We start from the raw sequence: 20,500 nt of genomic DNA on the forward strand, positions 1-20,500 counted from the left end.
AAAACAAGATAATAATATGGATCAAAAAAATTCTGGATTCTCTCGTAGAGATTTTATTAAAACTTCCGCTGCTGTTGGAATTGGATTGTTTGCCGCACCATATCTGAAAACTTCCGCTAAAAGTGCTTTATCCGGCGATATTAACGTTGGCTTAATTGGCGCGGGTGCGGAAGGACAAGTGTTAATGGACGCGTGTTTAAAAATTCCAAATATAAAATTCAAAGCCGTATGTGATATTTGGGAAAATTATCATTTAACGCGCGCGGTTAGACTCCTAAAAAAATTCGGGCATGACGCTAACGGTTATATTGATTATAAAGATATGCTTGCAAAAGAAAAAGATCTTGACGCTGTAATTGTTGCGACTCCTGATTTCTGGCATGCGCGTCACGCAATTGCCGCAATGGAAGCGGGTTTACATGTTTATCTAGAGAAAGAAATGGCTAACACTTTGGAAGGAGCGCGTCAAATTGTGCAGACTCAAAAACGAACCGGAAAAATTGTTCAGGTTGGTCATCAAAGAAGAAGTAATCCATATTATTTACATTCATACAATAATTTAATTAAAGAAGCAAATTTACTTGGTAAAATTACTACTGTAAACGGACAATGGAACAGAGCGGTTCAGCCTGATAACGGCTGGCCGCAAAAATTTTCTATTCCAAATAATATTTTAAGCAAATTCGGTTACAAAAATATGCAGGAACATAGAAATTGGCGCTGGTATAAAAATCTCGGCGGCGGACCAATTGTTGATTTAGGTTCGCACCAAATAGATATATATACATGGTTCCTCGGTGTTCCTCCAAGTTCTGTAATGGCAAGCGGCGGAACCGATTATTACGATAAATCAACTCATGAATGGTACGATACAGTTTTAACGACTTTCAAATATAACACGCCAACCGGAATAGTGAGAGCATTTTATCAAACAATAACGACAAATAGCAACCAAGGATATTTTGAAACATTTATGGGTGATCAAGGCGCTTTAACAATTTCCGAATCAGCCGGAAGAGTTGGTGTTTATAAAGAAGCTAATGCACCGCTTTGGGACCAATGGGTAACAAAAAGATATTTAGAGGCACCTAAGGAAGAACCGAAAAAAGAAAATACTTCGGCAGTTTTGGATGTAAGAGAAACAGCCGCGCCTCCTAAATTTACATTGCCAATTAAGTTTAACGATCCGTATCATAAGCCTCATTTAGAAAACTTTTTTAACACTATTAGAGGTAAAGATACATTGAACTGCCCGGTTGAAGTAGGTTATGAAACCGCGGTTGCCGTTTTGAAAGTAAATGAAGCAATTCAGGCAAAGAGAGAAATTAATTTTAACCCTTCTGAATTTAAAATATAGAATATTTATGAAATCCTACTTTAGAATTTTAATAAAATTAATTGTCGTCCTATTATTTATTTTCCCAAATTTTATATCTGCACAAGATAGAAAAGTTGGTGATGTAAACGACGGAAGTAAAATGCTTCCAGTTCATCATTTGAATTTATTGGATGATGACGGCAATGTAATTGATCCCAAATACAAATATGGAATTCCATTCTCTACTAATAAAACGTGCGGCAACGAATGTCATAATTATGAAATTATTAGCGATGGATTTCATTTTAACTATAATGATACAAATAAAAATGTACATGAAAATAGCGAACCTTGGATTTATACTGATCCGACAACGCTAACACTTTTACCTTTATCATATAAAAAACAAAAAGGTACATTTTCACCCGATGATATTAATATGTCACCCATGCAGTTCTTATTTAGATTCGGACCTTATTACGCCGGAGGCGATATCAGCGAATTGGACAGTTTGGAAAATCCTAAAGATTTTTTACGATGGAATGTTTCGGGAAAGCTTAATGTAAATTGTTTGATTTGTCATGATGCCGATCCAAATTACGATCAAGCTGAATATGCATCCAATATGAGAAAGCAAAACTTTAAATGGGCCGCCGCCGCTAGTACAAGCTTTGTAGAGTTTAAAGGCAACGCTTCAAAAATGCCCGATAATTATGACATGTATAACCAAACAACAATTCAAACAATTGATGTAAGATCTTCCGTTCCTCCTACCTTAAAATATGATACAACAAAATTTAATTCCTCAAATAAAATTTACTTTAATGTATCTAAAAAGATTCCCAATGATAACTGTTATTACTGTCATTCCTCAATAATTTCTGATAATAACTTACATGCAAACTGGAAAAATGATGAAGACGTTCATATTAAAGCGGGATTAAAATGCGTGGATTGCCACAGAAATGGTTTAGACCATAATATGACGAGAGGAATTGCAGATAAAAATATTGATAACTCAAGCTCATTTACATGTGAAGGATGCCACATACCAAATTTGAAAGATGGAATACCTGTAAATGGTAATTTAGGCGCCCCAATTCCAAAACATTTAGGAATTCCGGCAGTTCATTTTGAAAAACTAAGCTGTACAGTTTGTCACTCGGGTAAATGGCCCGGCGAAAAACCGAATATGATAAAAACATCACGTTCTCATTTCTTGGGTATGCATGGAACAAACAAAGCTCCGGATGTTTTTCCTCATATTTTAACAAGTATTTATGCTGAAAATAATTCCGATAAAATTGAGCCAAGAAATTTAGTCTTCCCTTCTTTTTGGGGAAATAAAGACAGTACCAACAATGTTAGTCCGCTGCCTATTGATTTTGTTGAACAAAATATAAGACCAATGCTTGCTTTGGATTCTATCTTTAATTTTGGAAAATGGCCAAGCGTTAAGGACAGCGTTGTTATTTCTATTTTGGATTCAATCAAAAACTTAAAATTATTTAACGGTACTCCGGTTTTAGTAACGGGCGGAAAAGTTTTCGAAGTTGAAAATAATTCTTTAATAGATGATGATTATAATGAACTTGGTTATACATGGAGAATTGCACATACAGTTCGTCCTGCCTCTCAAGCACTCGGTATAAACGGATGCGGAGATTGTCATTCTATCGGTTCACCGTTTTTTACCAATAATGTTGAAGTCGAAAGTTCGCTTATTAATTTTAATAATAAAAATATTTCAATGAGTGATTTTCAAAATAACAGTGAAATCTATCAATCATTTTTTTCACTAACGTTTTTCTTCAGACCGCTTTTGAAATATATTATAATTTTTTCAGCTTTAGTTATACTTATTGTTTTTATCGGATTTACTTTCAGCGGATTTAAATATTTATCAAAATTCTTTTTTTCCAATAATAATTCTTAGGAGATCATAGATTTTTATGTTTAGAATATTATCTTTATTGATCATTGCAGCAGCAATTTATTGGCTATTTAATTTTGGAAAAAAGAATGGTTTTTCAATTAAAACTCTTTTGAATAATTTAATTTCAGCGGTCATAAATTCTGTAAAGAAAATTTCGGAGTTCAAAAATCAAGCGCTCTCCGAAAAAATCAATTCAATTAAAAAATTATTGTACGTTGTAACAGTAGCGTTATTTTTAATAATGGCAATTTCCGCATTCATTCCCGCTATAATTTTTGGCGGAAGTCTAAGCGGAGTATTTTTACTAATTCATGTAACCGCTGCTCCTTTCTTCGCGGTTTCATTGGCATTAACAATTGTAATCTACGCACAGCAAAATAAATTTGGAACCAAAGATTTTAAGAATCAAACGGATTTTAATAATCTCAATTCATTAAAATTGAATAATTCCGGTAACCAAAAGTTAATATTTTGGCTATTTACATTCTTTTCGCTTCCTGCCATTGTTTCAATAATTCTAAGTATGTTCCCCTTATTTGGAACTGAAGGTCAAAATATTTTGTTAGAAATTCATAGATATTCCACATTGATCTTATTTATTTTATTAGTTTTACACAGTGGATTATTGAATTTGAAGTCTAATTGATTTTAAATATAATTTTGAAAAAAAATCTTTGGAGTAAAAAAATGCAAAACAAAAAACGTGTTATGAAAATGTTAATCTTCATTGGAGTATTTTTGGGAATTTTTGTTTCCAATTCTTTAGCTCAAAAAATGGTTCCGATTCAAATTGACCTCCCGAAAGCAATGTTTGTCGGTACACCAACAAATATGACTATAGATAAATTAGAAAAACCATTAGGAAAACCAAGACCTCCATTTTTGGCACCCGAAGGAACAAAAAACGTTGCTTTACACAAAAAAGTTACAAGTACAGATGATATGCCTATTATAGGTGAAGTTGATTATATAACTGACGGCGATAAAAACGGCGACGAAGGATATTTTGTTGAATTAGGACCTTTCACTCAAAATATTACAATTGACCTTGAAAAAGAATATAATATATACGCACTTGTTTTATGGCATTTCCACAAACAACCGCGAGTTTATTTTGACGTTATTGTTCAACTATCAAACGATAAAGATTTTAAGAAAGATGTTAAAACTATTTTTAACAACGATTTGGATAATTCCAGTAAACAAGGAAAAGGAACCGACTGGCATTATGTTGAAACTGCCGAAGGAAAATTAATTGACGCAAAAGGTGAAAAAGCCAGATACGTTAGATTATACAGCAAAGGAAATAACAGTAACGATTTAAATCATTACATTGAAGTTGCGGTTTACGGAAAGTAAAAAAATATTTGCTAAAATTAATGACGGTTACTTTTTTGTAATCGTCATTTTTTTTGCCCTGTCATTAAGATTATTTGATCTAAATAATCGTCCGTTTCATACAGATGAAGCGGTTCACGCAATAAAATTTGCCGACCTATTAGAAAACGGGAAATACATTTATGATCCCATTGAATATCACGGACCAACGTTAAATTATTTTTCTTTAATTACCGCAAAGCTTTCGGGTGAAAATACTTTAAGCGAACTCAATGAAATAACGTTAAGGATTGTCCCGGCAGTAATATCGCTGATTTTAATTTTGATGACGTATTTTATTTTTGATAATTATAATAAAAATCTAAAATTTATAATTACGATTTTAATTTCAATCTCTCCTATTTTTGTTTTTTATGGAAGATATTACATACAAGAAACATTGCTTGTTACATTCGCGTATTCTTCGCTTTTAACGTTTTATAAATATTTAACAACGAGAAAATTAACTTGGATAGTTTTAACAAGTGTTTTTTCAGCGCTTGTATTTTGTACAAAAGAAACAAGTATCATTATATATTTTTCCGCAATTTCCGCTACGATTTTAATCTATTTGTTTGACAAAGAAATACGTAAAAGAATATTTTTTGTGAAAAATCATGCTTTAATTTTTTCAATCATTTTTTTCGGAATTTCAATAATCTTTTATTCCTCATTTTTTTCAAATCCGTCAGGCATTTTAGATTCATTAAAGACTTTTACAAATTACTTTAACAAAGCCGGAAGCAGTAACGAACATATTCAACCTTGGTATTATTACTTTGAATTTTTACTTTTCACAAATAATGATTTGATATTTTATACTGAAATACCAATATTCATCTTAGCAATATTTGGTTTTGGCTTTTTATTTTTATCAAAGAAAAATTATTTACTTAAACTTATTGCGCTGTTCTGCATAATACAGGCAATTGTTTATGCTTTAATTCCATATAAAACTCCTTGGCTAGCGCTTAATTTTTGGATAGGATTTTTGTTTATTGCATCGTTCGGAATGGAATCTTTATTGAGAAAATTCGAAAAAACTTTTATAAAGAATTTTTTACTTACTTTATTTGTTTTAATTTTCCTCCATTCTTTTTATCAATCATTAATAATAAATTTTGCCAAGCCGTATCAGCCGGAAAATCCGTTTACTTATTCACAGCCTACACCGGATATAATTTCTGCTTCAGAAAAAATAAATAAAATAGCCGAATTCGATTCTATGAAAAATGAAATTTTCATTAACGTTATTGCAAAGGATAATGATTATTGGCCGCTGCCTTGGTATTTGCGAAAAATAAAAAATATCGCTTGGAATAATGAGGTTAAGAATAATGTTTACGTGTATAATATAATCATCACCTCTCCGGAATTTGAAAACGAAATAACTGAAAAGTTATATTCACTTCCAAAACCCGGACAAGTAAATTTATACGTTCCCCTCTTTGATGATTATGTTGCAATTAGACCAAATGTTGAAATTGTCGGCTACATTCAAAACAGTTTGTATGATAAATATTTACATTCCTCAATGAAAAATTCAGCGGAATAATATTTTATGATAAAATTATCAAATATAAATTCCAATAATTTGCATCATTTTGCGCATGAGGCAATGGCTACAATATTTGAAGTATTGATTCAATCAGAAAATAAAAATTATGCTGAGCAAGCTGCTCAAAATGTATTTGCCGAAATTGACAATTTGGAAGATAAATTCAGCAGATTCAGAAGCAATACGGACATTGCTAAAATTAACAACTCAAAAATCGAAGAAGAAATAATTTTGAGTTTTGAAACGTTTGAGTGTATTTGGATAGCAAAAAATATTTATGAAATGACAAACGGTTTATTTGATATTACTACCGGAAACATTATTGATAAATGGAAAAACAAGTCCGAAGCTTCACAAAGTTCTAATGGAATTTATTCTGATTTTGGGAATGATAAATTCATTTTAAATGAAAATGATTATACGATAAGAATCTTAAATGATAAGGTAAGTTTTGATTTAGGCGGAATAGGAAAAGGCTATGCTGTGGATCTCGCGGCAAAACTTTTATTGGAATGGGATTTAGAAAACGCTTTAATTCACGGCGGCGGAAGCAGCGTTAAGACAATAGGAAAATTAGACGATAAAAATGGTTGGCCGGTTACTATTAGTAATCCAATAAATTATGAACAAATAATCGCGCGATTGAATTTAAGTAATTTATCTTTAAGCGGCTCCGGAAAGCAAAAGCATAATCATATTATTAATCCGAAAACACTTTTACCGAATTATAACAGAACTGCGGCTTGGGTTTTAACAGAATCGGCGGCAATTTCCGACGCGGTTTCAACGGCATTTATGTTAATGGATAAAAACGAAATTCTCGAATTCTGTAAAATTAATGATTATATAAATGCAATGATAATCTTGAACGACAATGCGGAATTGAAAAAGCATGACCTGATAATTTCAGATAATTTCGGCGGCGCTGAATTTTTTGTATAGATAAATAAAATCAGTAACTACTTTTTTTGAACTTTTCCTAATACTAATTCGACTGTCTCTGTCACAAGTCCAAATTACGGGAAATTCCAGAATTTTATAATTCTCTTTTTTAGCTAGCAAAACAATTTCTATTTCAAACAAAAATCCTGTGGTTGTTATTTGAGGAAATAATTTTCTTGCGACATCACCTTTATAAACTTTAAATCCGCATTGAGTATCCGTAAGATTTTTGGGAATTTTTAATAAAAGTTTTGATATTATTCCAAATATACGCGAAATAATTTTTCTATCAATATCCTGAGGTTTTATGATCTTTGCACCGGTAATTTTTCGCGATCCATTTGCAATTTCACATTTATTTGATTTAATAAAATTTATTCCAATAAGTGAATTATCAAAAGGAACTGTCAGTCCCGAATCAGCATATAAAATAATATCGCCAACTGATTGTTTAACTCCCTCGATTACTGCTCCGCCTTTCCCTAAATTATTTTTTAACTTAATAACTTTAAGTTGATAATTAGTTTTACATGCTTCGGCAATTTTTGCAGTATCATCCTTGCTTCCATCGTCAACTAAAATAATTTCGCCATTAAAATTCTGACTTTTTAAAAAATTATCGGCGGCAAAAATATCCGCGGCAATCTTTTTATTTTCATTATATGCGGGAATAATTATTGAAATATCCATTGGCAAAAATTTTATAATAAATAAAAAAGCTATTTAATCAAAAATTAAACTGACTAAATAGCTTTTTAAAGGTAATAAATTAAATATTATTTCTCATCAAAGGCAGCGTCGAATTTTATATTGGAAGGACTGAAATCAATCTTCTTAACAAATTCTAAAGCTTCTTTAACTCCATGTTCGCGTTCCATGCCGCTGTCTTCCCACTCAACTGAAAGCGGTCCGTTGTAACCTATATGATTTAACGCTCTTATAATTTCCTCAAAATTAACGCCTCCATGTCCAAGCGATCTAAAATCCCAGCCTCTGTCCTTATGACCAAAATCCAAATGAGATGACAAAATTCCATTTCTGCCGTTTAATTGTCTGGCTGCGTCTTTCATATGAACATGATAAATTCTATCGGCGAATTCATAAATAAAAACAACCGGATCAATCATTTGCCAGTGAAGATGGCTTGGATCAAAATTAAATCCAAATGTTTTTCTGCCGCCTACAGCATCAATCGCTCTTTGTGTTGTAACAATATCAAAAGCGATTTCTGTTGGATGTACTTCCAACGCAAATTTTACTCCGCATTCGTCATAAACATCAAGTATTGGATTCCACATTTTTGCGAAATACTCAAATCCTTCTTCAATTGTTTTGGGAGCTACCGGAGGAAAACTATAAAGCATATGCCAAATAGATGATCCCGTAAAACCGTTAACAACATTAATCCCTAAATTTTTTGCTGCTATTGCCGAATTTTTCATTGCTTCAACAGCCCAGCTTCTTTTTTTCTCTGCGTTGCCTGCGCAATCAGCAGGTGCAAAACCGTCCGATCGCGAATCATTGTTTAAATCACAAACCAATTGGCCTGCTAAATGATTGCTGATGGAGAATAATTTTAAATCATTTTTTTTGAGTATATCTAATTGTTTTTCGCAGTAATTTTTATCGGATGCGGCTTTAAATACATCCATATGATCACCCCAACACGCCAATTCAATTCCATCGTAACCCCAGCCTTTAACCTTTTTCGCCAAAACTTCCAACGGAATATCTGCCCATTGCGCAGTACATAAAGTTATTGGTCTTGCCATTTTTTATTGCTCCTTAACAAAAATTAAATTGAAGTCCATCTTTCATTTCCATTTGCGCTTTTAATTACGGCATCAATAAATTTCATTCCTCTAACACCGTCATCAACATTTGGAAAATCAGAAATTAATTCTGTATCAGCTTCGTAGCCGTCTTCTTTATTTCTTATGGTATCGCCAAAATTATTATAAATATTAGCAATAGCTTCAAGCAGCGCTTCCGGATGTCCTGAAGGTAATCTGGTCCCTCTTGCGGCAGCTTTGCTGTAATCATTTACGTATTGATTGCCTCTTTTCCATATTTGAACCGGACTGTCACCATCTTTAACATAAAGAAAATTGGGTTCTTCCTGATGCCATTCAAGACTTTTCTTTTTACCGTAAATCCAAATTGCCAAATCATTTTCTTCGCCGACCGAGATTTGACTGCAGAATAAAACTCCTTTCGCACCATTATTAAAATGAAGCAAAACATTTGCGTCGTCATCAACCGGTCTTCCCTCAACGAAACAAGTAATATCGGCATTTATTTCAGTAATTCTCAAACCAGTCATATATTCCGCCAGGTTTGCTGCATGAATTCCAATATCACCGATACTTCCGCCGGCTCCGGTTTGCTTAGGATCGGTTCGCCATGATGCCTGCATTTGTCCGGTTTTTTCAATTGCATTTGTAAGCCAACCTTGCGGATATCTTACAACAACTTTTCTTATTTCACCTAATTCACCGTTTTTAATTAAATCTTTTCCAAGTTTTGCCATTGGATATCCGGTATAAGTATGCATCAAGCCAAATACTTTTCCGGTTTTATTAACAATATCTTCCAATTCCAATGCTTGTTCAACAGAAATTGTCATTGGTTTTTCACACATTACATTAAATCCGGAATTTAAAAAATCCTTTGCCATTGGAAAATGCCAATTGTTGGGAGTGGTAATTGAAACAAAATCGATTCTTTCATTTTTGGGTAATTTTAATTCACCTTCTATCATTTTTTGATAATTATCATAAACGCGGTTCGGATTCAAATTTAATATTTGTCCCATCTGTTGAGATTTAACAGGATCAATATCAAATGCTCCTGCCGCAAATTCAACATAACCGTCCATTCTTGCAGCTTTTCTGTGAACTTCACCAATGAAAGCGCCGGGACCGCCGCCAACCATACCCATTTTTAAATTTCTTTTCATAAAAAAACTCTAAATTAATTTTTGATTAATTACGCGTGTACTTCAGCTTTTTTCTTTTTTCCATATTTGAAATATAGCATTCCGAATAATACAATTAAAATTGCAGGCAGAACGGACATATATCTCAATGTTTCAGATCCTTGTGTTCCCGTATCCATAAAAACACCCATTATCGGAAGTACAATAGAAACAGAAAACATTCCTAATCCGCCAATTACCGATAAACCTAATGCACCGCTTTGAGGAATTTCTTCGGCGACAAATCCAAGCATGGTAGGCCAAAAGAAACAAACTCCCGCAGCGAAAATTGCCGCTGAAAAATAAACCATCGCGCCCGATGAATGGCTTAATAACTGCAAACCTATAAATGCCATAACAGCTGAAAATAAAAGCATACCTGAAGTGCTGAGTTTGTGAACAACAGGTCCAGCAAACGCTCTGCCAAGAGCCATTAAACCTGTAGTTAAAGCAAGCACAAGCATTGGTATCGCGTTTGCGTCAGCTAATAGCGTACTTATTCTTTGCTGAGTTGCCAATTCTGTTACCGCAGTAAGCAGCATGCAAAATGACATAAATATGAAAATCGGTTTTGACAAAGATTTCCACATTTCCGCGGTTGTAACTCCGGATGTAACTCTTTCTGTTTGCGGAAAATTTTCTTTTAAAAACATTATGCCGTAAATTACCAATGGAATATATAATACGGCAACGTATAGTCTCCAATCCATATTTGAAACATCCAGCATAAAATATGCGATCAAACTTCCGATAACAATTCCGCCTGGGAACCAAACATGAAATCTGTTTAACATTGTAGCTTTATTTTGCGGGTACAAGGAAGCAACGAGCGGATTACAAGCAGCTTCGATCGCGCCGTTACCAACACCGATTGCGGCTGTTGAGAAAAATAAACTCCACATTCCTGTGGAAAATATTGTTCCGGTTATTCCAATTGCGTGTAATATAAATGCCATTGTCAGTACTTTTTTCATTCCCCAGGAGTCAACAAATGAACCAAAAAGAATCATGGAAATTGTAAAGCCATAAAATGCCGGACCAAACGCAAAGCCGATATCTGTTGCCGATAGACCATAGTCTGTCATGAAAATGGGTTCAAGTCTGGCTCTCAAAGCAAAACTTATTGCAGTAACAATAAGCGCGACACAACTCATGAGAAACAATTTTTTTGTGTTTATATTTTGTGTATCCATAAAAGATTTACACTCCTATATAATTATTTTTTTTCAAGATAATTGTTCACGAAATTTTATAATTCCCATCCTTCGGCATATTTTCTGATTAAAAATTCATTTGCTTCAGGAATGTTAGTAATTTCCCCTTTTTCTCCATCCCAATATAGTTTATCAAATTTTGCAGCCATTCTAATCGCAATATTACCAAGCATCATTGTTTCAACTAGTCTTGACGCATAATCAAAATTGGAAGTTGCTTGAGTATTATTTTTAATAGCAGCAATCCATTCTTCATGGATACCAGGTGAACGAGGAATAGTCTTTGGAGGCTGTTTGTAATCTTGCATTCTTGTTTCTGGAATTAAACGAGGACTGCTTCCATAGCAGCCGCACATAATTTTACCTTTTGTTCCATAAAATAAAACTCCGCCGTCTTCATCACCCATTCTTCTGCCCGGTTCTAATTCTTCAGGTCTTGGAGGCATAATTCCACCATCATACCAACCTAATTCAACTGCAGGTAAATTTCCCCTTTCAGGAAAATGATAATGAAATACTTCGGCTACAGGCCATGATTCGCCGTTAAATTTACTAGAACTTGCTTCAATTACAGTCGGATACCCAAGTTTTAAAGTTTCATAAGGAATATCAAATATATGCGCGCCCATATCGCCCAATGCTCCGGTACCAAATTCACACCAAGCTCTCCAGCTCCAAGGCATATATAATGGATGATAAGGACGAAATTCAGCTGGACCAATCCAAAGATTCCAATCAACATCTCTTGGGACAGATGGAATTTCAGTTGGGCGTTCCATGCCGGTTTCCCAAACAGGTCTGTTCGTCCAGCAATCAACTTTATTTACTGCTCCAATAGCGTCATCGGCTAACCATTCGGCAATAAGTCTTATTCCTTCTTGAGAATGTCCTTGGTTTCCCATTTGCGTAACAACGCCGGTTTCTTTTGCGATTTGATTTAGGATTCTTGCTTCTTTAACCGAATAAGTCAATGGTTTTTGAACAAAAACGTGTTTCCCTCTACGCATTGCGTAAGCGGCTGCAACGGCATGAGTGTGATCAGGAGTACTTACCGTAACAGCATCAATATCTTTTTGTTTATCCAACATTTCTCTAAAATCTTTATACCTTGGTAATTTTTCTAATTTATCGGCAAGGTCTTTTTTATCTTCTTTTTCTCTTGTTTTCTTAAAAGTATCTTGAACTTTTCTATCGTCAACATCGCACAATGCTACAATATTTTCTGTAGCGGCAACTGTCCACATATCGGATTGTCCTTTTCCTCCGACACCGATAACTCCAATATTAAGTTTATCGCTCGGGGCAACATATCCCTTTCCGCCAAGTACATGACGAGGAATAATTGAAAAAGCGGTAGTTGCCAAAGTTACATTACCAATAAACTGTCTTCTACTTATACCATTTGAATTATTTTCACCCATTATCTACTCCCGAATTTTAAAAATGATAAAATTTATTTTTTAATACATTTTTCCAATTTTTTTACCACTTGACAAGTTCCTCTAACCGTATGATAAAATACTTTCCAACTTGTGCCCATATAATCCCAAATTAAATCTCCATTTTCAGCAAGCAGCGCAAACCATTCGCCTTTTTCCCAATTGATCATTTTGGTAAATACAAAATCATGAACATTAAAAAAAGCATCCAAATATTTTTCATCTTTTGTAAGTAAATACGCATCCAAAAATCCAACCATAGCCTCAGCTTGCTGCCAAAATTCTTTTGTCGCTTCAGTTACATTTCCTACTCTTTTTCCTTCTACGTAAATGCCTCCATATTTCCAGTCAATTCCATTATTATAAGTATGTTCATAAATTGGCATAACCCTATTTAAACTTTTCTCTCTCGGAATGCCTAAAATATCTTGAGATAATAGATAAAGCCAAGTAAGTTCAATATTATGACCATAGGATGTAATGTCAGTTGATTTTCCATTTTCATCAAACCTGTCTCTGCCCCAAACTGTATCAAGCTCAACATTTGCAATTGGTTTCCAATCCTGTGTGAACATTGAAATTCCGGTGCCGGTCTCCGGATGAACCATTTTATCAAAAATCAATTGTATTACGTCTTCTAATGCTTCTTTATGTTTTTGATCTTTTGTCAATTCATATAAAACTGTAAAAGCTTCCATCAAATGCATATGAACATCTAACGATTTATGTACACTAATATCACCTCTTGAACTTTTTAATTTGAAGTAGCGGTCAAAATGTTCAAAATATCCTTTGTTAATTTTATCTGCAACTTTTTCCTGTAATAAGTCAAAAGCTTTAATTGCTTCATTTTTTGCAAATTCATCTCCGGTTAAAAGCGCGTATTCAGAAAGTCCGTAAATTAAAAACGAATGTCCGTAAATAATTTTATTAACGTCTTTTGGAGAACCATCTTCCTCAACTATCCAATAAAAGCCGCCGTTTTCTTGATCATAAAAATTTTTGAATAAAAAATCAATTCCTTGTTTTACAGATTCAATTCCCCCCGACCAAGAGAAACCTAAACGCATTGCGTGCGATATTGTAAATATACACCTGCATTGTGAAAGAAATGATTTTTCGGTTACATCAGTTCTATTTCCATTTCTGTCATAGTTAGTCTGAAACCCGCCGTACTTTGGTTCAACGGCTCTTTCTACCCAGAAAGGAATTAAATTTTCATTTAGATATTCAGAAGTTTTTACTAAGTACTTATTTAATTTTTCGTTTAGAACTGCATCCATAAAAATTTCTCCGAAGTTTATTTAGGTAAAATTATTTTTTACCTAAATCTCTGTATGATAATTCTTTTATCTGTATTGTTTGTCCGGGATTATGTCCTTGAATTGCAAAATGACCGGATGTATAATCAGTATCCGTATATTCTGTCATTAATTCATCGTTAACCCAAACTTGAGCTTGTGTACCAACCATTCTAACTTTCATGGTAAACCATTCGTTATCTTTTGTAATTAATTTTTTAGCCTTTGCTGATGGTTTTCCGGGTTTCCAAATCCAACCGGTATGCGCGTCTTGGTGATTATCTATTTGAGCTTCATAACCGGCAGGCCAGCTATCAGGATTATCAACCGGGGTATTTGCTCTAAAATATAAACCGCTGTTTCCGTTATCGCTAATTTTAAATGTACCTTTTACTTCAAAATCGGTCGCTGCCGCGTCTGTATAAATATGACCCATTCCGCCGTCGCCAATAAGGATACCGTCTTTAACTTCCCAAGTAGCTTTACCTTTAACAAAAAAACCGGTTAAGTCTTTGCCGTTAAAAAGTGAAACCCAGCCGGCATCACAATCTTTAACGCAATTTGAACTGCATGACATAATAAATAATGTAGATAAAAGAAGAAACTTTTTCATTCGTAACCCCTTAAATTTTTAGAAGTGAAATAATGTGAAATTCATTTATATTTTCTTTGAAAAGAACTATTAATTAAAAAGACAATCGTTTGCCTAATTATTAAAGTAAATTATGTAATTTTTTCTATATTGGCAAATTTTTAATAGAGTTAGATTAAGATTTTTTTATCCATAAATATAATTTACCATTAAATAATATTTTAATCCTCTCGCTCGTTATCCGGATATGGAGTGTTATATCCTTTTACTGAATGCCAAATTATTTTATTAAATGTATCTTCATCAATTCTGTCATAATCTTCCAAATTCTGCTCCAATGATTTTTGCGCCCAATATAACTGTTTTCCGGTTATCTGTGAAAGCGAAGGATTTAATTCATCTAAAGAAATATTATTCTTCCTTGCTTTATAAGGCGTAAGATCGGGTTCATTGTTAAAGCAATCCGTCATTGGTTCCGCCGCTAAATCAAATTGATTTAACGGAGGAATTCCTAGAATATTTTCAATTGTTCTAAACATATTAATTTGAGTATAGTTTGTAGAAACAACTTGTCCTCTTTTTGTGTAAGGACTTATTACTAATCCGACTGTTCTATGTCCGTCAACATGATCCAGGCCGTCTTGCGGATCATCTTCAGTTACAAAAATACATGTTTCTTTCCAATATTTACTGTTGGAAACTGCTTCTACAATTTGACCAAGAGCAAGATCGTTATCTGCTACCGCAGCTCTCGGAGTCGGCATACCTGGTCTAGTGCCTGAAGTATGATCATTAGGCAGAAGCATAATAATAAAGTTGGGCAGATTATTATTCTTTTCAAATTCTTTAAAGTCATTTATAAACTCTTGAGCACGATATACATCAGGAATTGTTTCCGGAAAACCGACATAATTAACGGAGGTATATTTCTTAATTTGTGGCAGATTTACAAATGAACGAATTTTTACATTTTTTGTTCCGTTTTTATAATCATTATAAATATCGGTAAAGGTAGCGGTATTCGGTTCAATTATAGCGTCTACAAATTCACCGTAATTTCTAAAGGTTAATCCGTTGTTTAAAACATTATCCCAAATAAATCCGGTTGGTGAATATGCAATTGGATCCCCGCCATTATATGGATAGCTTCTTGGAAAATCACCGAAGAATTTTTCAATATAATCGGTAACATAAGCTTCATCCGTCCATTGATGACCATCGGCACTTAAAATTCCGCTGCAGTAATAATTATCAAGCAAAATAAAATCTTCCGCAAGCGCATGATGATTAGGAGTTACATTTTTACCAAACATAACCAATGAAGTATCGCCGTTTCCCTGCTGCATATCACCAAAAACTTGATAGTATGTTCTGTTTTCTTTAATAATATATATTACATGTTTGATAAATGATTTTTGCCCGGGTAAAGTTGGAACGGCAACAGTCTTTTTACTTTGTTCTTTCGCGTTTATTTGATCCAACATTTTTGAATACGAATTATTTTCTTTAACAATTCTGGTTAAGCCGGCAAGTTTTTCTGCGCTTGGTATTTTAATTATGGATATTGATCCAAGATGGTCATGCGAATTATAACCTTTTGCGTCCTTTGCAATATTTCTAGAGCCAATTCCTTTTGTATTTGCGACAAACAATTTATTTAACTTACTATCAAGAACAACCGAACCCGGATACCATCCGGTTGGAATAAAACCTATAATTTTATTTCCACTTTCTATATTGATAATGCAAACAGCGTTGTCAGTACCATTGGCGACATAAAGCATTTTCCCATCGTCTGAAATTGAAAGAGAATTTGGAGCGCTTCCAAACGGCAAATCTTTGTTTAACTTAACATTTATTTCATTTACAACTTTATCAATTTTCGTATCGATTACAGAAATCAAATCGCTGTTAGCACAAGCAACATATAATAATTGATTTATAGAATTATAGACCATTTCAGTTGGATGCAGTCCTACTTCAATTACTTTTTCTTGAATATTTGTCTTTAAATTTATGACAGAAATTGTTCCGCTTTTTGCAATGCCGGTTTTGGAATCAACCGCAACTTTACTTCCAGATGATTCATATGTAGAATCAATTTTAGTCGGGACTCTTCCGCCCCAATTACTTACATAAGCTTTTTCATCAGAAATCATTTTAATTTGAAAAGGAGAAATTCCTACGCCAATTTCTTTAATAGAATTATCCTTAAGTTCAACAATTGCTATTGAATTACTTCGGCTTAGCGGAACGTAAAGTTTTGTTTCATCAGATGATAATTCGAAGCCGCCCGGAACAGCAAACCCGCCAATTTTTAATTCTTTGAATTGTATGGAATTATCCCATTGCCATTGATTGTCCGCATTTTTTTTTGCGATTAAAATTCTGTCTCTTGCCTGACTTGCGTAAATGTAATTTTGATCCGAGGAAAATTTCACTCCGTTAAAAGACGCACCGCCGCCGATATGCAGTGTTTGACTAATTTTTTGCGAATCAACATTTATTATTTCCAATGAGCTGATATTTAAAACAGCCAGCGTTTTTCCATCCTTGCTTAGATCAAGATCAACGGGTCTTCCAGGAAAATAGATTTGTACTCCTTCCGGTCTTAAAATCTGATTGCTTGGAACAAGAAAACTTCCATCGGATTGAGGTCCAATATTTTTTATTGACACTTCTTTTTTCGAACATGAAACAGCAACCAATATTAGAAGTAAAAATGTTATTTTTAAATAATTCATATTGAACCTCATTTAATAAATGATAAAAATTATAATTCTCTAATCCAAATATTTCTGTAACTAGTAGGATTTCCATGATCCTGCAGTGAAATTGGTTCTTTGGCATTGTGTTTTTCGTACTTTGGCTGACCAATATAAACAGTTGTTCCTTTTATCTCTACATGATTTTGTACTAGAACGCCATTTTGTACAACAGTTATGTAAGCCGGTTTTTCTACATCGCCGTTATCTTTAAAAATTGGTGCGTTGTAAAAAATATCATAAGTCTGCCATTCGCCGGGACGTTTACAGACATTTACCAAAGGAATATGCTGTTTATAAATGCTGGCGGCTTGACCATTGGAATAAGTAACATTATTGTAAGAATCCAAAACCTGTACTTCATATCTGTCCTGCAAAAATATTCCGCTGTTTCCTCTTCCTTGTCCGTCTCCTTCAACTTTTTCAGGTGTTCTCCATTCAATATGTAATTGACAATCGCCGAAAACTTTTTTTGTCTTTATGCTTCCGGTTTTCTTTACAGCTGTCATTGCACCATCGCCTAAAAGCCACTTGGCTTCACCACCTTTTACATTTTCCCATTCATCTAAATTTGTTCCGTCAAATAATACAATTGCGTCGGATGGCGGCATGCAGTTTTTTTCACCAGGTGTTATAATCGGAGGAACCGGATCCCAAACTTCAGTTAATTTTGGATTTCCTTCTTCCTGAGCAAATAATAAATTTGATATAAAAAATACTAATGCTAAAATCTGAATATAACTTAAAAACTTTTTGTGATTTTGCGGTTTCATTCTTTTTCCCTCATAATTGAATTGTTAATTTAATTGAATTTTATAAAGCCTAATTTCATTTGTATTATTTGTATTTGAGACTTCGGCATAAATCCAAATTTCATTTTTTTCCCAAAGCCAATGTGAGTATCTAAATGTATGAAAATCACCATTTGAAAAGTTTGTAATTAATGGAGATGTTTCGGTAAGGTCTATAATTTTATGCAGATCAAACGTAAAGCCAATTCCGGTCGCTATATTATAAACCGGATCATACCAATTAATATTTGAGCCTTCATAAATAAATAAGTAACCAATGCCTAAAGTCAGTACGGATGAAGGTCTTACAAAAAAATTATGCCATTTGCTTAATTCCATTACCGGTTCTTTTTCATTTCCTGAGGGTTTCCAAATTTCACCATCTAAACTTTCAAAATGAAAAATCCTTTCATTTTCTCTTACATAACCCGTAACATAACAATGAAATTTTTTATTCACATAAATTATGAAAGGATCTTTATATTCTCTAACAATTATTTCGCGTTCGTAATTTTTATTTTTTGGAGCAATGACAGGGTGAATAGATTTTAAGTCAATTAATTTAAGATCATCTGTGTCGTTAAATTTCAAAATACTCCAATTATCATTTTCCCATGGTCCGCAGACATATAACTTAAATTTTTTTGTAATCGGATCAATTAATAATGAAGGCCTTTCAAATCCTTTTATTGGAACATCATCTTTAAAGATTGAGTGATAGTATTCAAAGTTTTCACCGTCGTGACTTTTCAATATTCTAATTTCATAACCGCGCAAACCTCTTGGATATAAAGGACTTCTCATTCTTGCGGCAAGCCAAAAAATTCCATTGTCATCCTTAACAACACTCGGAGCTCCTGCCCAATATTCTGATGAATCTTTATCAGGTTTTAGTATAACTTTATATTTGTTGAATTTTTTAGAAATTTCAAGAAATTGCTCACATATTGTAAAATCGGTTTGCCGCGGAATTTCAGTCTGAGAGAATAATATACTTGATGTATAAATGAAAAGTGTTAATACAAAGAAAAAAAATATTTTTTCATTGTTAATTTATTTTAATAATAACATCTTTTTTGTTTGAATGAACTGATCACTTTTTAATTGGTAAAAGTAAACTCCGCTTGAAAGCAAGCTTCCGTCAAACTCAACTTTATATTTCCCGGGAAGCTGATTTTGATTAACAAGAGTTTTAACTGCATTGCCTAAAGCATCATAAATAATTAATTGAACGGATGCCTGCTCATTCATATCAATACTTAACTTTTCAATTTTCTTAATTGAAGGAATTACATATTCAATTTTTGTAATTGGATTAAACGGATTAGGATAATTTTGATAAAGATTATAATCCGAAGATACCATTTCATCCTTAACACCAACGGTGTTAGACTTTACAAAATATTTAAAAGGTTCTGCCGTATTCGATCCCCACACAGATTTGCTCCCTGGAACATAGCCCAATTTAATTGCCTCTTCAGATAATTCGCCGCTTGCTTCAAGAGAGGCAGAAACAATTATGTTCTGACCAACATCAATAATATTTTTTCCTTCCGGAGTTTTTAGAAATCCCCAAAATGGAGCGCAAATTTCTGCCTCGTGTCCATCTTCAGAAACTGCTATTTTAATAATTCCTTGGTACACAGGACCCTTGTCTTCAACGACAACATAACTGGAATCTTCAAACATTACCCATTGCGAATACCATTCGTAAGTTCCCGGAGCTAATCTGACTATTCCTTGGGACAAATCATTTTCCCAATTTGCGTTATAGTCTTGTTCTGAAATATATTCATGATTAAGATAATGGCCTGTATTAAATGTACCATTGTAAAATTCTACTTCCATATTCATATCAAAACCTTTACTATCCGGATAATATCCTCCTTCACGCAGCGGATAACCGGTAATTTCGTTATCATCTACATCAATTGTAAATATAAAATAATATCTTCCTGCTTTTGTATGTCCGTCATTTGTTGAAGATGTTTTTCCAATTTTACCTGCGGATTTCATGTAACCGTATAAAGCTTTGTCGTCGTTAGTAAATTTTACTTCTAATAAGTCAACGTCCGAATAGTTTATAAACTGTGACGGAACGCCGCCTTCCGAGTATCCATCTGTATCATGAACATTATTTGAAGTATCACTAACGGCAATTGGTATATTTTGCCAATCGTCAAAATTTCCGTCAATGCTAATAGTATTTTGTGCATTTAAGAATGCGCTGAAAGTAAGCAATAAAACAACAGTAATTTTCTTCATAATATTAAATTCTATTTTAGTAAGG

Annotated in this window: 17 protein-coding genes; 6 read left to right on the top strand and 11 right to left on the bottom strand. The window is 33.5% G+C overall.

From position 1 onward, the window contains the following. Positions 1 to 16: 16 nt before the first annotated feature. From IPK06_03990 to IPK06_04015, 6 genes are all read left to right on the top strand, one after another. Positions 17 to 1,357: a Gfo/Idh/MocA family oxidoreductase gene (locus IPK06_03990; GenBank protein ID MBK7979171.1), complete on the top strand. Its 1,341-nt coding sequence runs from the start codon at positions 17 to 19 to the stop codon at positions 1,355 to 1,357. Between the two features lie 7 nt (positions 1,358 to 1,364). Beyond that, positions 1,365 to 3,254: a hypothetical protein gene (locus IPK06_03995; protein ID MBK7979172.1), complete on the top strand. Its 1,890-nt coding sequence runs from the start codon at positions 1,365 to 1,367 to the stop codon at positions 3,252 to 3,254. 16 nt (positions 3,255 to 3,270) lie between these two features. Continuing rightward, complete coding sequence (locus tag IPK06_04000; GenBank protein ID MBK7979173.1) at positions 3,271 to 3,900, top strand: hypothetical protein; 630 nt, start codon at positions 3,271 to 3,273, stop codon at positions 3,898 to 3,900. A 62-nt stretch (positions 3,901 to 3,962) separates the two neighbouring features. Continuing rightward, entirely contained in the window at positions 3,963 to 4,613 is a 651-nt protein-coding gene (locus tag IPK06_04005; protein MBK7979174.1) for a hypothetical protein, read from the top strand. After that, on the top strand, positions 4,594 to 6,186 hold the full coding sequence (locus IPK06_04010) for a TIGR03663 family protein (GenBank protein ID MBK7979175.1): 1,593 nt from the start codon (positions 4,594 to 4,596) through the stop codon (positions 6,184 to 6,186). The genes IPK06_04005 and IPK06_04010 overlap by 20 nt, the downstream gene beginning before the upstream one ends. Before the next feature lie 6 nt (positions 6,187 to 6,192). Beyond that, positions 6,193 to 7,131 (top strand): FAD:protein FMN transferase, encoded by a 939-nt coding sequence (locus IPK06_04015; GenBank protein MBK7979176.1) that lies wholly within the window; start codon positions 6,193 to 6,195, stop codon positions 7,129 to 7,131. Here the strand turns inward: IPK06_04015 and IPK06_04020 are convergent. From IPK06_04020 to IPK06_04070, 11 genes are all read right to left on the bottom strand, one after another. Continuing rightward, positions 7,096 to 7,821: a glycosyltransferase gene (locus IPK06_04020; protein ID MBK7979177.1), complete on the bottom strand. Its 726-nt coding sequence runs from the start codon at positions 7,819 to 7,821 to the stop codon at positions 7,096 to 7,098. The genes IPK06_04015 and IPK06_04020 overlap by 36 nt on opposite strands. 86 nt (positions 7,822 to 7,907) lie before the next feature. Then, a complete protein-coding gene (locus IPK06_04025) occupies positions 7,908 to 8,903 on the bottom strand; it encodes a sugar phosphate isomerase/epimerase (protein MBK7979178.1) in 996 nt (331 codons plus the stop codon). Positions 8,904 to 8,926: 23 nt separating this feature from the next. Continuing rightward, positions 8,927 to 10,090 (bottom strand): Gfo/Idh/MocA family oxidoreductase, encoded by a 1,164-nt coding sequence (locus IPK06_04030; protein ID MBK7979179.1) that lies wholly within the window; start codon positions 10,088 to 10,090, stop codon positions 8,927 to 8,929. 29 nt (positions 10,091 to 10,119) lie between these two features. After that, a complete protein-coding gene (locus tag IPK06_04035; GenBank protein MBK7979180.1) occupies positions 10,120 to 11,301 on the bottom strand; it encodes an MFS transporter in 1,182 nt (393 codons plus the stop codon). 56 nt (positions 11,302 to 11,357) lie between these two features. Further along, complete coding sequence (locus tag IPK06_04040) at positions 11,358 to 12,743, bottom strand: Gfo/Idh/MocA family oxidoreductase (GenBank protein ID MBK7979181.1); 1,386 nt, start codon at positions 12,741 to 12,743, stop codon at positions 11,358 to 11,360. Between the two features lie 32 nt (positions 12,744 to 12,775). After that, positions 12,776 to 14,044 carry an AGE family epimerase/isomerase gene (locus tag IPK06_04045; GenBank protein MBK7979182.1) on the bottom strand — a complete coding sequence of 423 codons (1,269 nt, stop codon included), beginning with the start codon at positions 14,042 to 14,044 and terminating at the stop codon, positions 12,776 to 12,778. A 31-nt stretch (positions 14,045 to 14,075) separates the two neighbouring features. Further along, on the bottom strand, positions 14,076 to 14,675 hold the full coding sequence (locus IPK06_04050; GenBank protein ID MBK7979183.1) for a DUF1080 domain-containing protein: 600 nt from the start codon (positions 14,673 to 14,675) through the stop codon (positions 14,076 to 14,078). 200 nt (positions 14,676 to 14,875) lie between these two features. Then, entirely contained in the window at positions 14,876 to 17,398 is a 2,523-nt protein-coding gene (locus IPK06_04055; protein MBK7979184.1) for a hypothetical protein, read from the bottom strand. 29 nt (positions 17,399 to 17,427) lie between these two features. After that, the gene (locus IPK06_04060) at positions 17,428 to 18,192 is read right to left on the bottom strand and encodes a DUF1080 domain-containing protein (GenBank protein ID MBK7979185.1); all 765 of its coding nucleotides are present in this window, start codon (positions 18,190 to 18,192) and stop codon (positions 17,428 to 17,430) included. A gap of 24 nt (positions 18,193 to 18,216) precedes the next feature. Then, positions 18,217 to 19,014 (bottom strand): hypothetical protein, encoded by a 798-nt coding sequence (locus tag IPK06_04065; protein MBK7979186.1) that lies wholly within the window; start codon positions 19,012 to 19,014, stop codon positions 18,217 to 18,219. Between the two features lie 249 nt (positions 19,015 to 19,263). Beyond that, positions 19,264 to 20,475: a T9SS type A sorting domain-containing protein gene (locus IPK06_04070; GenBank protein MBK7979187.1), complete on the bottom strand. Its 1,212-nt coding sequence runs from the start codon at positions 20,473 to 20,475 to the stop codon at positions 19,264 to 19,266. Between the last annotated feature and the right edge of the window lie 25 nt (positions 20,476 to 20,500).

It is taken from the genome of Ignavibacteriota bacterium, from assembly GCA_016713565.1.
In the GTDB taxonomy this organism is placed as follows: Bacteria; Bacteroidota; Ignavibacteria; order Ignavibacteriales; family Melioribacteraceae.

Coding starts and splice junctions, on each gene's coding strand:
- IPK06_03990 (MBK7979171.1), top strand. CDS start 17: ATGGATCAAAAAAATTCTGGATTCTCTCGTAGAGATTTTATTAAAACT.
- IPK06_03995 (MBK7979172.1), top strand. CDS start 1,365: ATGAAATCCTACTTTAGAATTTTAATAAAATTAATTGTCGTCCTATTA.
- IPK06_04000 (MBK7979173.1), top strand. CDS start 3,271: ATGTTTAGAATATTATCTTTATTGATCATTGCAGCAGCAATTTATTGG.
- IPK06_04005 (MBK7979174.1), top strand. CDS start 3,963: ATGAAAATGTTAATCTTCATTGGAGTATTTTTGGGAATTTTTGTTTCC.
- IPK06_04015 (MBK7979176.1), top strand. CDS start 6,193: ATGATAAAATTATCAAATATAAATTCCAATAATTTGCATCATTTTGCG.
- IPK06_04020 (MBK7979177.1), bottom strand. CDS start 7,821: ATGGATATTTCAATAATTATTCCCGCATATAATGAAAATAAAAAGATT.
- IPK06_04025 (MBK7979178.1), bottom strand. CDS start 8,903: ATGGCAAGACCAATAACTTTATGTACTGCGCAATGGGCAGATATTCCG.
- IPK06_04030 (MBK7979179.1), bottom strand. CDS start 10,090: ATGAAAAGAAATTTAAAAATGGGTATGGTTGGCGGCGGTCCCGGCGCT.
- IPK06_04035 (MBK7979180.1), bottom strand. CDS start 11,301: ATGGATACACAAAATATAAACACAAAAAAATTGTTTCTCATGAGTTGT.
- IPK06_04040 (MBK7979181.1), bottom strand. CDS start 12,743: ATGGGTGAAAATAATTCAAATGGTATAAGTAGAAGACAGTTTATTGGT.
- IPK06_04045 (MBK7979182.1), bottom strand. CDS start 14,044: ATGGATGCAGTTCTAAACGAAAAATTAAATAAGTACTTAGTAAAAACT.
- IPK06_04050 (MBK7979183.1), bottom strand. CDS start 14,675: ATGAAAAAGTTTCTTCTTTTATCTACATTATTTATTATGTCATGCAGT.
- IPK06_04055 (MBK7979184.1), bottom strand. CDS start 17,398: ATGAATTATTTAAAAATAACATTTTTACTTCTAATATTGGTTGCTGTT.
- IPK06_04060 (MBK7979185.1), bottom strand. CDS start 18,192: ATGAAACCGCAAAATCACAAAAAGTTTTTAAGTTATATTCAGATTTTA.
- IPK06_04065 (MBK7979186.1), bottom strand. CDS start 19,014: ATGAGAAGTCCTTTATATCCAAGAGGTTTGCGCGGTTATGAAATTAGA.
- IPK06_04070 (MBK7979187.1), bottom strand. CDS start 20,475: ATGAAGAAAATTACTGTTGTTTTATTGCTTACTTTCAGCGCATTCTTA.